The 13,637-nt window shown below is 68.5% G+C and carries 11 protein-coding genes and 1 pseudogene; 2 read left to right on the forward strand and 10 right to left on the reverse strand.

Going from position 1 to position 13,637, the window contains the following annotated elements; translation table 11 throughout:
* Positions 1-7: 7 nt before the first annotated feature.
* Together HBF32_RS09160 and HBF32_RS09165 are read right to left on the reverse strand one after the other, a co-directional pair.
* Positions 8-814 (reverse strand): SDR family oxidoreductase, encoded by an 807-nt coding sequence (locus tag HBF32_RS09160; protein WP_240147809.1) that lies wholly within the window; start codon positions 812-814, stop codon positions 8-10.
* A gap of 55 nt (positions 815-869) precedes the next feature.
* Positions 870-2,429: a POT-type proton-dependent oligopeptide transporter gene (locus HBF32_RS09165; RefSeq protein ID WP_166699351.1), complete on the reverse strand. Its 1,560-nt coding sequence runs from the start codon at positions 2,427-2,429 to the stop codon at positions 870-872.
* A 97-nt stretch (positions 2,430-2,526) separates the two neighbouring features.
* Between HBF32_RS09165 and HBF32_RS09170 the strand changes: the two genes are divergently transcribed.
* The gene (locus tag HBF32_RS09170; RefSeq protein ID WP_166699352.1) at positions 2,527-3,558 is read left to right on the forward strand and encodes an oxidoreductase; all 1,032 of its coding nucleotides are present in this window, start codon (positions 2,527-2,529) and stop codon (positions 3,556-3,558) included.
* A gap of 75 nt (positions 3,559-3,633) precedes the next feature.
* On the opposite strand, the gene HBF32_RS09175 is transcribed toward HBF32_RS09170, so the two are convergent.
* The 3 genes and pseudogenes from HBF32_RS09175 to HBF32_RS09185 all read right to left on the reverse strand — a co-directional run bounded on the left by HBF32_RS09175 (position 3,634) and on the right by HBF32_RS09185 (position 6,121).
* Entirely contained in the window at positions 3,634-4,500 is an 867-nt protein-coding gene (locus tag HBF32_RS09175) for a sulfurtransferase (RefSeq protein WP_166699353.1), read from the reverse strand.
* A pseudogene (locus tag HBF32_RS09180) lies at positions 4,494-5,284 on the reverse strand (CoA pyrophosphatase). Before HBF32_RS09180 ends, HBF32_RS09175 begins: the two are co-directional and overlap by 7 nt.
* 120 nt (positions 5,285-5,404) lie before the next feature.
* A complete protein-coding gene (locus tag HBF32_RS09185) occupies positions 5,405-6,121 on the reverse strand; it encodes an FKBP-type peptidyl-prolyl cis-trans isomerase (RefSeq protein WP_166699354.1) in 717 nt (238 codons plus the stop codon).
* Between the two features lie 151 nt (positions 6,122-6,272).
* Between HBF32_RS09185 and HBF32_RS09190 the strand changes: the two genes are divergently transcribed.
* Positions 6,273-7,055 carry an enoyl-CoA hydratase/isomerase family protein gene (locus HBF32_RS09190; protein WP_166699355.1) on the forward strand — a complete coding sequence of 261 codons (783 nt, stop codon included), beginning with the start codon at positions 6,273-6,275 and terminating at the stop codon, positions 7,053-7,055.
* Between the two features lie 106 nt (positions 7,056-7,161).
* On the opposite strand, the gene HBF32_RS09195 is transcribed toward HBF32_RS09190, so the two are convergent.
* The 5 genes from HBF32_RS09195 to HBF32_RS09215 all read right to left on the reverse strand — a co-directional run bounded on the left by HBF32_RS09195 (position 7,162) and on the right by HBF32_RS09215 (position 13,622).
* Entirely contained in the window at positions 7,162-7,986 is an 825-nt protein-coding gene (locus tag HBF32_RS09195) for a DUF1684 domain-containing protein (RefSeq protein ID WP_166699356.1), read from the reverse strand.
* 123 nt (positions 7,987-8,109) lie between these two features.
* A complete protein-coding gene (gene mutL, locus HBF32_RS09200; protein WP_166699357.1) occupies positions 8,110-9,951 on the reverse strand; it encodes a DNA mismatch repair endonuclease MutL in 1,842 nt (613 codons plus the stop codon).
* 61 nt (positions 9,952-10,012) lie between these two features.
* Positions 10,013-11,545 (reverse strand): N-acetylmuramoyl-L-alanine amidase, encoded by a 1,533-nt coding sequence (locus HBF32_RS09205; protein ID WP_166699358.1) that lies wholly within the window; start codon positions 11,543-11,545, stop codon positions 10,013-10,015.
* A gap of 146 nt (positions 11,546-11,691) precedes the next feature.
* A complete protein-coding gene (gene tsaE, locus HBF32_RS09210; RefSeq protein WP_166699359.1) occupies positions 11,692-12,153 on the reverse strand; it encodes a tRNA (adenosine(37)-N6)-threonylcarbamoyltransferase complex ATPase subunit type 1 TsaE in 462 nt (153 codons plus the stop codon).
* Positions 12,150-13,622: an NAD(P)H-hydrate dehydratase gene (locus HBF32_RS09215; RefSeq protein ID WP_166699360.1), complete on the reverse strand. Its 1,473-nt coding sequence runs from the start codon at positions 13,620-13,622 to the stop codon at positions 12,150-12,152. Before HBF32_RS09215 ends, tsaE begins: the two co-directional genes overlap by 4 nt.
* Between the last annotated feature and the right edge of the window lie 15 nt (positions 13,623-13,637).

A 13,637-nucleotide genomic window follows, 5' to 3' on the forward strand; every position in this document is an offset into this window, starting at 1 on the left:
AGCAGGATCACACGTAGTGCATCCTGCGTGTCATGCCGCCGTCCATGGTGATGTTCTCGCCGGTGATGAAACCGGCCTGCGAGGACAGCAGGAAGACCGCCAGCGCACCGATATCGGGCGGCAGGCCCACGCGCCCCACCGGATGCTGCGCGTGGTCCGCCGCCGAGAGCTTCGGCTTGCGCCGCGCCGACGGCTTTCTCCACTCGTCCACGACAATCCAACCCGGATTGATGGCATTCACCCGCACCGGACCGGCGCTGATCGCGAGCGCATGGGTGAAGGCCACGATGCCGCCCTTGCTCGCCGCATAGGCCTCGGTATCCGGTTCGGACTGGTGCGCACGGGACGACGAGATGTTGACGATGGCGCCGTTGCTTTCGCGCAGGGCCGGCAGCGCATGCTTGCAGCAGAGGAAGGTGCCACCGAGGTTGGTATCGATGCGCCGCTTCCATTCGCTCCATTCGAGCCGTTCCAGCGGGCCGTTTTCCGGTCCGGCGATGCCGGCGTTGTTCACCAGCCCGTCGATGCGTCCGTACCGGCGCAGGGCGGTTCCGACGAAGCGCTTCACGCTCGCCTCCTTCGCCACGTCCAATACGAGGAACGCGGCGCGGTCGCCCACCTTCCATTCGTCCAGGCAGGCCTTGCCCGCCTCGGCGTCCAGGTCGCCGATCAGGACGTTGCCGCCCGCTTCGAGCACGGCCTGGGCGATGCCCTTGCCGATGCCCTGCGCGCCGCCCGTGACGAGGACGACCTTGCCCGGCCATTCGGTCGCGGCAGGCATGGGAATTGGCGAAGCGTGCTTCGGAGCGGCCATGGTGTCGTTCCTTCGGGGCATCGTGGATCGTCCGCGCGGCGCCGTGGAGGAAACGTCACGCGTGGCGGTAATAATCTACCTCGCGGTACCTTCGCGCATACAGGCCGAAGGCCAGCGCGGCCACGGCGGCGAACGCCGCGAAGAAGAACATCTGGAAGGCCGTGGCGCCCACGCCCGTCCCGGCGATGCCCGCGAGCACCGACTCGTTGCGGACGCCCGCGTTGGCCAGGAGGACCCACAGGTTGCCCACCGTCACGCTGAGCGTCCAGAAGCTCATCAGCGTGCCCTTCATCGAGGGCGGCGCCTGGCTGTAGGCAAACTCCAGCCCTGTGGCGGACACCAGCACCTCGCCCATCGTCAGGAACGCATAGGGCAGCAGTTGCCAGGCGATGGAGACGGCGTCGCCGCCGTCGATGGCAAGCTGGATCAGGCCCACGATCACCCACGCGACCGCGGAGAAGACGATGCCGGCGGTCATCCGGCGCAAGGCCGTCGGCTCGATGCCCAAGCCCCGCAGCAGGGGGAACAGGACGAGGTTGTTGAAGGGGATCAGCAGCAGCACCAGCGCCGGATTCACCGCCTGCATCTGCGCGGGATGCAACCAGTCGGGCATGCTCATCGCCTGGGCCTGCAATACCCAGGTCGAAGCCTTCTGGTCGAACAGCGACCAGAACGGCGTGACCAGCGCAAAGACCAGCAGCACGCGCAACACGACGGCGACGGCGTCCACCGCCTCGTCGGGGTGCCTTCCGCGCGCGCGCTCCAGCTGCATGCGCGTGCCGATGCCCACGCCGCCAAGCACCAGGACGAAGGCAAGGCACAGCGCGGCGACAATGCCTAGCGCCGGCACGAGGGCGAGCGAGGCGATGGCGGCGACGAAGGCCGCGACGGTCACGACGAGGCCGGGCCTTCCCTGCCCCGGTGCGTGCGCCAGCAGCGCGGTACGCGCGACCTTGGTGAAGCCGTCCGGGTTGCTCCCCGAAGGAGGAAGCATCACGTAGTGCTTGCGCCCGCTCCAGAACACCACGGTCGCCACGAACATCAACGCGCCCGGCACGCCGAACGCGACCGCCGCACCGTAATGGCGCAGGAAATACGGCATCGTCAGCGAGGCCAGGAACGAACCGACGTTGATCATCCAGTAGAAGGCGTCGAATACCACCTTCGCCAGGTGCCGGTTGCTTTCGTCGAACTGGTCGCCAACGAAGGCGGATACGCAGGGCTTGATGCCCCCCGCGCCGAGCGCGATCAATGCCAGCCCCGCATAGAATCCCGCGACGCTATGCTCGAACACCGCAAGGCAAAGGTGCCCGAGGCAGTACAGCAGGCTCAGCCAGAGCACGGTCCGGTACTTGCCGAACCAGCGATCGGCGAGCCATCCGCCGAGCAGCGGGAAGAAGTACACGCCGATGACGAAGGTGTGGAAGACGTCCTTCGCCGCCCCGGGCCGCTCCGCCTCCGGCAGGTACATCAGGAGGGAGCTGACCAGGAATGGCGTCAGGATGTTGCGCATCCCGTAAAAGCTGAAGCGTTCGCATCCCTCGTTACCCACGATGTAGGGGATCTGCCGCGGCAGTCCTGCGCGCGGCGCGGTGTCGGTGTCGGGTGGGCTCATGGGTTTCCGGCTATCGGGACGCAACCGCAGGATCCTAAACGAAACGCTCAGGAGGTCCGCGCTACGCTTTCCCATCATGCCCATCCTCGGAGCGACCATGCAGCCCATCCCCACCGGCCTCGTCGGCTACGGCACGGCAGGCGCCGTCTTCCACGCACCGCTCATCGCCGCGGCCAAAGGGCTGCGCCTGGCCGCCATCGGCAGCCGCCGCGCCGACGACATCCTGCGCGACTTCCCCGAGGCAAGGGCTTACGAAAATCCTCAAACCCTCATCGCCGATCCCACCATCGAGCTGGTGGTGATCGCCACGCCCAACGAAACCCATGCGGCCCTGGCACGCGCGGCGCTCCAAGCGGGGAAGCATGTGGTGGTCGACAAGCCGTTCACCCTCGAGGCCGCCGAGGCGGAGGCGTTGATCGCCCTTGCCGACGCGGCGGGCCGCCGGCTCTCGGTATTCCAGAACCGGCGCTGGGACAACGATTTCCTGACCGTCCGCCGGCTCGTCGAGGACGGCCGGCTCGGCGAAGTCGCCTATTACGAGGCGCACTTCGATCGCTTCCGTCCGGAGATCAAGCAAGGCTGGCGCGAAACCGACGTCCCGGGTGCCGGGCTGCTCTACGATCTCGGCGCACACCTCGTCGACCAGGCCCTGGTGCTGTTCGGCATGCCGCGCGCCGTCACCGCCGACGTGATGCGGCAGCGCGCCGCCGCGAAGGCCGACGACTATTTCCATCTCGTGCTCGACTACGGGCGGCGCCGCGCGGTGTTGCATGCATCGGTGCTCGTGCGCGATCCGGGCCCGCGCTACCTCGTGCATGGCGACGGCGGCAGTTTCGTGAAGTATGGCATCGACGCGCAGGAAGCCGCGCTGCGCGAGGGACGGCGCCCAGGCGGCGAGGGATGGGGCGAAGACGATCCCGCGCTGTTCGGCCGGTTCACCGATGCCGACGGCACGGTAGCGACCATCGACACGCTGCCCGGCCGCTATACGGCGTTCTATGAAGGCATCGCGGCGGCGATTCGCGAAGGTGCGCCGCTGCCCGTCGAGGCGCGCGAGGCACGCGATGTGATCCGTGTGATCGAGGCCGCCCAATTAAGCGCCCGCGAGCATCGCACCGTATTTCTGTAGGAGCCGCTACAGCGGCGAGAGCAATCCTGCGAAGCTTTCGCGAGGTTTCCTCGCCGCTATAGCGGCTCCTACAACTCAGTCGCCCGTGGCGACGGGGCGCGAGGGATCGCTCACCCAGCCGCTCCACGATGGCGCGAACAGGCGCGACCCGCACAGCCCCGCGTAATCCATCGCGAGCAGGTTATGGCAGGCGGTCACGCCGGAGCCGCACATGTGCACGACGTCCTCCGGCGGATGCGGGCCGATGAGCGCGGCAAAGGCACGGCGCAGTTCATCCGGCGAGCGGAAGCAGCCCTCCGCATCGAGATTCTCGGAGAACGGACGGTTCCGCGCGCCCGGCACATGCCCTGCCACGGGATCCAACGGTTCGACCTCGCCGCGGAACCTCGGTGCGGCACGCGCATCCAGGAGCAGCAGGCGGCCACTGGCAAGGCCTTCCGCCAGTTCATCCACCGTGATCGCCGGGTGGAAGTTCGCATGCACGGCGGTCGGCTCGCGCAGGGGCAGCAGGTTGTCGGTCGGAAGGCCCGCCTTCATCCACGCCGGCCATCCCCCGTCGAGCACCGCGACGTTATCGATGCCGGCCAGCCGCGCCAGCCACCAGAAGCGCGCGGCGGCGAGCGCGCCGCCCGCGGCGTCGTACACGACCACCTGGAGGTCCGGACGCCATCCGGCGCGCGAGAGCCATGCGGAAAACACGTCGGCCGACGGCAGCGGATGGCGGCCGCGCCCATTCGACGGCGTGACCATGTCGGCCAGGTCGCGGTCGAGATCGGCGCGCACGGCGCCGGGTATATGCGAGAGCGCGTAATCCTGGTCGCCCTTCCCCGGGTCGCGGCCACCGGGCTGGTTGAGGTCGAACTGCGCATCGACGAACAGCACGTCGTGCCCCGGCAATCGCGCGGCCGTGGCGGCGTCGATGAGCGTGCGAGAAATCAGCATGGGTGTCCCATCCGCTTGAGCAGGTTCAACAGGATGGCCGCCGTCACGCCCCAGATGCGGTAGCCCGCGTGGAGGAACTCGACCATGTCGCGGCGGTGGCCGCGGAAATCCATCGTGTACCGGCGCAGGTTCGCCGGGTCCATGAAGAACGCGAAAGGCACCTCGAACACCTCCGCCACCTCGCCCGGGTCGGGCCTGAGCATCGCGTCCGCCGAAACGCGGGCCACCACCGGCGTCACCGAGTAGCCACTGATCGTCTCGAAGCTTTCGAGGAACCCCAAGGGGGTGACCATGCCGGCTTCCAGGCCGATCTCCTCGTGGCTCTCGCGCAGGGCCGCGGCCACGACATCGACATCCGTCGGCTCGACACGCCCGCCGGGAAAGGCCACCTGCCCCGCGTGTTGCTGCAGGGTATCGGTACGCAGGGTGAGCACGAGGCTCTGCTCGCGGTCGTCGCGAATGCCGATCAGTACCGCCGCCGGGCGCCGCGGGGCATGGCCGATCAGCTCCGCCATGTCCTCGTGGTTCCAGCCGCGCGGACCCGGCGGCGCTTCCAGCGGAAGCAGCGCGCCATGGAGCCTGGCCAGCATATCGTCCATCAGCCCGTCTGCCGGTGCGGGAGCACGTCGTCCATGAGCCGGATCTTTTCCGCGTCGCTCATCCTCGTCCAGCGCGCGATCTCGTCGCCCGTGCGCAGGCAGCCCATGCAGAGGCCGCGCGCATCGAGGCGGCAGACGCCGGTGCAGGGGCTCAGGGGAAGCGTGGTGGAAAATGCGGGAACCATATCGCGGCATTGTAGCCCGACTCCCTTGTAGGAGCCGCTATGGCGGCGAGGGGAGCCCGCCCTACCGCTCATCGCTTCGTTGGCTTCTCGCCGCCATAGCGGCTCCCACAAGGTGGAGTCCTACCGGATATCCATCAGTTCGATTTCGAAGACCAGCGCCTCGTTCGGGCCGATGCGGGGCAGCTCCCCGCGCTCGCCATAGGCCAGCGACGGCGGGATCACCACCTTCCAGCGGTCGCCGACATGCATCCGCGGGATCACGTCCTGCCAGCCCGGAATGACCCGGTTCACGGTGAACGTGACCGGCTTGCCATGCGCGTACGAGCTGTCGAATTCCGTGCCGTCGATGAGCGCGCCGCGATAATTCACCACGACGGTGCTCGTGACCTTCGCCTGCGGGCCGTCGCCCTTGGCCAGCACGGCGTACTGGATGCCGGACGGCAACGTGACGACACCCGGCCGCTTGCGGTTGCTGGCGAGGAAATCCGCGCTGCGCTTCGCGTTGGCGGCCGCCACGCGGCGGAATTCAACGACGGAATCGCGCTGCACCTTGGCGTCGAAGTTCACCAGCTGCTGCTGCATCACATCGATCGGCACGCCGGGCGCACGCTTCGCGTAACCGTCCTGCAGGGCCTTGACGAGCACGGCGATGTCGACGTCGGGCTGCGCGCTGTTCGCGAACTGCGTGCCGATCTGGTAGCCGATCGCATACGACAGCTTGGTCTTGTCGATCGCCGGCGCGCCCGAGACGGGAACCGCGGGCGCCGACTGCGCGCACGCGGCACCGCCTGCCAGCGACAGTGCGACGAACGCGACCAGGAAACGCAAGGGTGACATCCCGTTCTCCGTGAAGCCGGAACCTTTGGCGTGCGTGGAGGATAGTCCATCGGCGCAAGGCTCGCCCATTGGCCTTGAGACGCCGCGCAGGGGGTAAAGGTTCCCCTCCCTTGCTACCATCCGCCTCTTAGCCACCTGCCGGAGCCCGTCCATGGCCTTTCGCACCCTCGCCACCGCCGATCGCGGCGCCGTCCGCACGATCGCCGTCAATCGTCCCGACAAGCTCAACGCGCTGAACCGCGAGACCATCGGCGAACTCACCCTGGCCTTCCGTCAGGCGGCGCAGGACGATGGCGTGCGCGTGGTGGTGCTGGCCGGTGCGGGCGAAAAGGCCTTCGTGGCCGGCGCGGATATTTCGGAAATGACCGCATGGTCGCCGGTGCAGGCCCAGGCCGCGTCGCGTGCCGGGCAGGACCTGATGCTCACCATCGAGCGCCTCGGCAAGCCGGTGATCGCGAAGATCCAGGGCTACGCACTGGGCGGCGGCATGGAACTGGCGATGGCCTGCCACCTGCGCGTCGCGAGCGAGAAGGCCCGTTTCGGTCAGCCGGAGATCGGCCTCGGTCTCATTCCCGGCTTCGGCGGCACGCAGCGGCTCACCCGCCTCACCGGCCGCGGTGCCGCGCTGGAATTGTGCCTGCTCGGCCAGCAGGTGGACGCGGCCCGCGCCGAACGGCTGGGCCTCGTGACGCGCGTGGTCGCCGCGGACGAACTCGACGCGACGGTGGACGCGATGGCCGACCAGCTGGCCGCGGCGGCACCGCTGGCGCTGAAGGGTATCCTCGACACGGTGATCGAAGGCGGCGAATGCGCCATCGACCAGGGCCTGGCCTTCGAGACGCAAGGCTTCGCCATCGCGTTCTCCACCGAAGACATGCGCGAGGGCACCACGGCGTTCATGGAACGCCGCAAGCCGAGTTTCAAAGGCGCCTGAAAGCACCGAACTGTGGGAGCCGCTATAGCGGCGAGAAGCCAACAGGGCGGCGAAGCGGCGAGGTACGCTCCCTCGCCGCCATGGCGGCTCGTACGACAAGCAGCACTCAATGACCGCCGCGGTATTTCAGCTCGCCGGCCTCCACCCGCACATCCATCCGGTTCTCCGGCGGCGCGAGCTGGCAGGTGGCGTAGGGCGTGAACGAGCACGGCGGGTTGCGCGCCTCGTTGAAATCGATGACCAGCTTCCCATCCACCGGAAGACTCGTGTCGAGGAAGCGTCCCGCGCCGTAGGTTTCCTTGCCGGAGGTCAGGTCGCCGAACACGAAGAACAGCGCGTCGGGCGTTTCCTGGATCGGATACAGCTCGAAGGTGCGCCCGTCGCGGACGAACACGGCCTTGCCCGGCACCTTTTCCTTCTCGATGGTACCGAGTACCGTGCCGAGCTCCAGCTCGTACGGCGGATCGAACGGCACCCAGTCCGCGACGACGCGCCACGAGGGATCGATAGGGAAGTAATCCAGTCCCTGGAAATCCGTGCGCGTCCGCGCCTGCTCGTCCTTCACGCGGATGGCCTTGCGGCCGTCGCGCTCGATGACGAAAAGCTTCGCGGAACCGAAGTGGACCTCGCTCGGCGTGCTTCCCTTCGCATCGTCGCGCAGCGTTGCCTGCCGCACCGCCTGACCGTCCACCAGCGCGCCGCTGTCCTGGGCCAGTTCGATGGTGGCGCTGCCGTCCGGCGCGAGCACGATCGTGCCGAGATGCGCCGGGCCGGCGCTCAGGACGATATCGTTATCCCTCGCGCTGCCGACGCGATTGGCGCCCTCCCTCAGCCATTCGAAGCCGATCAGGCTGAGCCAGCCGCCAGGGGCCTTGAGCAGTTCGAGCCGCCGGGCGCGCGCCGCGGCGACGGCGTTTTCATGGAAGGTCATCGCAATCTCGCAGAAGAAGGAGTGTTCTTGTAGGAGCCGCTATGGCGGCGAGGGGAACCTGCATTGCGGCTTCATCGCTCCGTCGGCTTCTCGCCGCTATAGCGGCTCCCACAGTTAAGAGCATTAGCGGCCGCGCAGGAACAGTTTGTCGAGCTCGCCCAGCGAGAGCTGGACCCAGGTGGGCCGGCCGTGGTTGCATTGGCCGGAGCGTTCGGTCGCTTCCATCTCGCGCAGCAGCGCGTTCATCTCGGGAATACCGAGGCGACGGCCCGCACGGACGGAGCCATGGCACGCCATCGTGGAGAGGAGTTCGTTCTCGAGCTCCTCGAGCCGCCGCGAACTGCCGTGCTGCGCCAGTTCGCCGAGCACGTCGCGGGTGAGCTGGGCGACGTCGGCGCCTTCAAGCAATGACGGGATGCGACGCACGACGACGGCGCCGGGGCCGCTGCGCGAGAGCTCCAGGCCCCACGCGGCGAGCGCATCGGCGTGCTCCTCGGCGGCGGCGGCTTCCTTCGCGCTCACGGCGATCGACAGCGGCACCAGCAGCATCTGCGAACGCAGGTTCGCGGTAACGCGCCCGTTCTTGAGCTTCTCGTACGTGATGCGTTCGTGCGCCGCGTGCATGTCGACCAGCACGAGGCCGTGCGCGTTTTCCGCGAGCACGTAGATGTTCTTCAGCTGCGCGATGGCATAGCCGAGCGGCGGCACGTCGCCCTCATCCGCCTCGTTGCCCGCCGGCGGCGTCCAGGAGGATGCCGGAGGCCCCTGCACCGTGGATGCACCGAACAGCGTGGCGTAATCGGCCAGCGGCTGGTCGCGCACGCCAAGGTTGAGACGCGACTGGCTCGACGACTGCGGCCACGCGGGTATCGACGACGGCGCTCCCATGGGGCGATGTTCGACGAAGGACGAACCCGCGCCGGCCGCCATCGGCACGGTCGCGTCGACCGCCGGCATCGCCGCGCCGGCGCGCGTCGTCGCCAGCGCCTCGTGCAGCGTACGGAACAGGAAATCGTGGATCAGGCGCTGCTCGCGGAAGCGCACTTCGTTCTTCGCCGGATGGACGTTGACATCCACGCCGGCGGGATCGAGTTCCAGGAACAGCACGAAAACGGGATGGCGGCCATGGAACAGGACATCCGCGTACGCCTGGCGCACGGCGTGCGCGACGATCCGATCGCGCACGAGACGGCCGTTGACGTAAAAGTACTGCTGGTCCGCCTGCGACCGCGACGCCGTGGGCAGCCCGACCCAGCCGGACAGGCGCATGCCCGCCGCTTCATGCTCGACGCGCAGGGCCTGCCCCGGGAACTCGGGACCGAGCACCTCGGCGACGCGCGCCAGCGCGGCGTTCTCGTCGCGCGCGGGCTTGAGCAGGCGCACCGGCTTGCCGTTGTGGCTGAGGCGGATATCGACGCCTTCGCGTGCCAGCGCCAGCGATTTCAGGAGATCGTCGATGTGCGCGAACTCGGTACGCTCCGCGCGCAGGAACTTACGGCGTGCCGGCACGTTGTAGAAGAGGTCGCGCACCTCGATGGTCGTGCCCTGCGGGTGCTGGGCGGGACGCACGTCCTGCATGCGGCCGCCGTCCACCTCGATACGCCAGGCGGAATCGTCGCCCGCCTGACGCGATGTCAGCGAGAAACGCGCCACCGAGGAGACCGAAGCCAAGGCCTCGCCACGGAAACCCATGCTCGCGACGCGCTCGAGGTCATCGAAGCTGCCGATCTTGCTGGTGGCATGGGAGGCCACCGCCAGGGGAAGTTCGTCGCGGGGAATGCCGCCGCCGTCGTCGCGCACGCGGATGAGCCGCACACCGCCCTGCTCGATGTCGACTTCGATCCGTCGGGCACCGGCATCGATACTGTTCTCGACGAGCTCCTTCACCACCGACGCGGGACGCTCGATGACTTCGCCGGCCGCGATCTGGTTGATCAGTTCCGGCGGCAAGGGACGGATTGGCATGGCATCACCTGACAGGCTTGCAAGCCTGGAAGGATAGCCGAATAGACCACCCCCGTAGGGACTAACCGGAAGGGATCACCATCACCGTGCCGATGCGCACGGTGTTGTCGGTCATCTTGTTGGCGAGCTTCAACGCGCCGACGGACACACCGTACTGCTGCGCGATGCCGGTGAGGGTCTCTCCCCGGTTGACCCGGTGGACGTCGCGAACGTTGTCGTCGGCGCGGCCACCGGATTTCCTCGCGGGAACGGGCACGTCCGCCTTGGCGAGGGTCCTGGCGGGAGCGGCGGCCTTCGTGGGGGCCGTGCTATCGCCAGCCGGGCGGGTCGCCGCCACCATGGTGCCGTTGCGACGGGCCGCCTGTGCGGCGAACCATGTTCCCGGCGGCGGCATCGATTCGAAGTAGTTGCGCACGCCACCGAGCACGGCCGTGGCCAACCGGCGACGATGCTGCTCGTCGCGCAGGCGTCTTTCCTCGGTGGGGTTCGTGATGAAGGCCGTCTCGACCAGGATGGAGGGGACGTCCGGCGAGCGCAGCACCACGAAGTTGGCGCGCTCCACGTAGCCGCGATGGGTGGGGCCGAGCTTGCCCAGCGCCTTCAGCACATTGCCGGCGATGGATTCGCTGGCCTGCATGGCATAGCCCTGCTGCAGGTCGAGCAGTACGGCGGCCAGGGTGTCGTCCTTGTCGTCGAGCGACACGCCGCCGACAAGGTCGGCGCGGTTTTCGCGGTCGGCCAGCCATCGCGCGGCCTCGGAGGTCTTGCCACGCGGCGAAAGCACCCACACCGAGGAGCCCTTCGCGTCGCTGTTCTTGAACGCGTCGGCGTGGATCGACACGAACATGTCGGCATTGTGCTCGCGCGCGATCTGGTAGCGGCGCTTCAGCGGGATGAAATAGTCGCCGTTGCGCGTGAGCACGGCCTGCATGCCCGGCTGGCGATTGATCTGGTCGGCGAGTTCGCGCGCCACCATCAGCGTCACGTCCTTCTCGCGCAGGCCCGTCGCGCCGCGCGCGCCCGGGTCTTCGCCGCCATGGCCCGCATCGATCGCGACGACCACCTTGCGCTCTTCGGCCAGCATCGGCGGCTTGCCCGGCGGCACCGTCTTCGCGCGCGGAGCGCTCGATGCGACCGCCTTGGCGATGGTCGGCGTGTCGTCGTCCACCGGGTTGTCGCCCGGATCGCTCTGGCCACCCGGATAGAGGTCCAGCACCAGACGGTAGCCGTAATCGCCGGCCGGCTTCAGCAGGAAACTCTTCGGTTTCGACGTGGGATCGACGCTCGCGACCATGCGCGCGGCACTTCCCTGCCTGGCGTTAGCCAGCGATTTATAGAGGCCCTGGCCGCCCGGTGCCGAGAAGTCGCCGGCGACGGAACTGCCGGCGATGTCCAGCACCACGCTCCCCGGCGTATCGCCCTGGGACATCTTGTAGGTGGCCGGGCCGGACAGATCGAACACCACACGGGTGTATTCGGGCCCTGCCCAGACGCGCGCGGCCTTGATGTCGGCGGCCGTGGTGACGGCAGGCGCCAGCGTCGCGATGGCAGTCGCGCATGCAAGGAGGCAAAGTTTGGCGATGATTCCCCTCATACGGACCGAATTGAACTGCAAGCGCCCGCTGAATGCAAGAGATTTTCCCTTGCTAATCCATAACCTGCGAATACTTCGTCAACACCCGTACAGGAATGGCCCGCAAATCGACGGAAAAGTGACGGTCTCTGCCACCTTGTAGACCGTCATTCGGCCAGGCCCTGGACAAGCCGGCGCCCTGCATCCGTAAAGGGCTCGAAACGCACGGCGCGTCCCGCGTCCTCGTGCCGGAAGTGGATCTCGAGATCGGCCCGCGGCAGGGCGCCCCTGCCCCGCTCGGGCCATTCGACCAGCACGACGGCGCCGGGCTCGGCGAGGTTGTCCAGTCCCAGCCATTCCAGCTCGCCGGGATCGGCGATGCGATAGAGGTCCAGGTGAAAAGCGCGCCGCTCGCCAAGGTCGTAACCTTCGACGAGGCTGTATGTCGGGCTCTTCACCCGTTCGCCGACGCCCAGGGCGCGGAGGAACGCACGGGCGAAGGTCGTCTTGCCCGCGCCGAGGTCGCCATGCAGGTAGATGACCCCTCCGCCCGGCAGGAGGCCCGCGAGTCGACGGCCAAGTGCCGTCGTGGCTTCCTCGTCGGGAAGCAGCCGGTCGTGCATCGTCATGCCTCGAGTCCGTTGACGAGCCGGCGCAGCGGCTCGAGCAGGTCGCCGGCCAACAGTCCGCGCTGCCCTGCGCGGGCGGCGACGTCGGCGGCACGTGCGTGCAAGCCCACACCGAGGCAGGCGGCCCGGTAGGGATCGCATCCCTGCCCCAGCAAACCGGCGACGATGCCCGTGAGCGTATCGCCCATCCCTCCGCTCGCCATCCCCGGATTGCCCCACGGACAGACCGACACCTCGCCGTCCGGCGAGGCGATGAGGCTGCCGTTGCCTTTCAGGACGACGACGGCGTGATGACGGTGGGCCAGCTCGCGCACCGCGGCGAAGCGGTCGGCCTGGACATCGGCCGTCGCCATGCCGAGCAAGCGGCCGGCTTCGCCGGGATGTGGCGTCAGCACGGTCTTCGCCGGCAGGTGGCGCGGTTCCGCCTGAAGCAGGTTGAGGCCGTCGGCATCGAGCACCGTCGGCAGCCCGGCATCCAGGGCCGTGGTCCACAGCGCATGTCCCCAGGCACCCTGCCCGAGACCGGGGCCGAGCGCCACGACCGTCGCCTTCTCCAGCATCGGCTGCAGGGCCTGGGGGCCGTTCGCGCCGCGCGGCATCAACTCGGGTCGCGCCGCGTTGATCGCAAGCACGTTCTCCTCGCGGGTGGCGACGCTCACGAGGCCGGCGCCCGTGCGCAACGCGGCCTCCGCCGCCATGCGCACCGCTCCGCCCGTGCCGTGGTCGCCGCCGATGGCCAGGACATGGCCGTTGGCGCCCTTATGCGAATCCCGCGGCCGCGGCGGAAGACCCGCGGCGACGAGGAGCCGTGCGTCGGGGGTTCCGAGGATGTCGCCCGACAGGTCGAGCGCGTGCAGTTCGATCTCGCCCGCCACCTCGGCCCGATGGGTGTAAAGACCGCGCTTCCGCACGATGAAGGTTGCCGTGGCGTCGGCGCGCACCGCCACGCCGGGACAGGCGCCCGTATCCGCCGACAGTCCGGATGGCACGTCCAGTGCGAACACCGCTGCGCCGCTCGAATTGATCGCCTCGATCCCCTCTCGCGCCTCGCCCTCCGGCGCACGATTGAGGCCGGTGCCGTAGATGGCGTCGACGATCACGTCCGCCGGCGGCAGGCCCCGCCATGCGGACAGCGGGAGCACCGTGCCCCCCTGGGCCTCGAAGGCGCCGCGCGCACGCGCGGCGTCGCCGCCCTTCGGCTCGCCCAATGCGATCAGGTCCACGGCAAGACCGCCGGCGAGCGCGTCGCGCGCCACGAGATACCCGTCGCCGCCGTTGTTCCCCGTACCGCAGACGACGCGCAATCGCCGCGCTTCCGGCCAGCGCCTGCGCAGCATGGCGAAAGCCGCCGCGGCCGCCCGGGTCATCAGGTCGAATCCCGGAATACCCAGGTCGTCGATGGCGCGGCGATCGATCGCGCGCGTCTGGGACGATGTGAAGAGGTCGATAGCCGGATCGTGGGCGCTCATCGGCCGATTATAGGA

This window comes from Luteibacter yeojuensis (assembly GCF_011742875.1).
Lineage (GTDB): Bacteria > Pseudomonadota > Gammaproteobacteria > Xanthomonadales > Rhodanobacteraceae > Luteibacter > Luteibacter yeojuensis.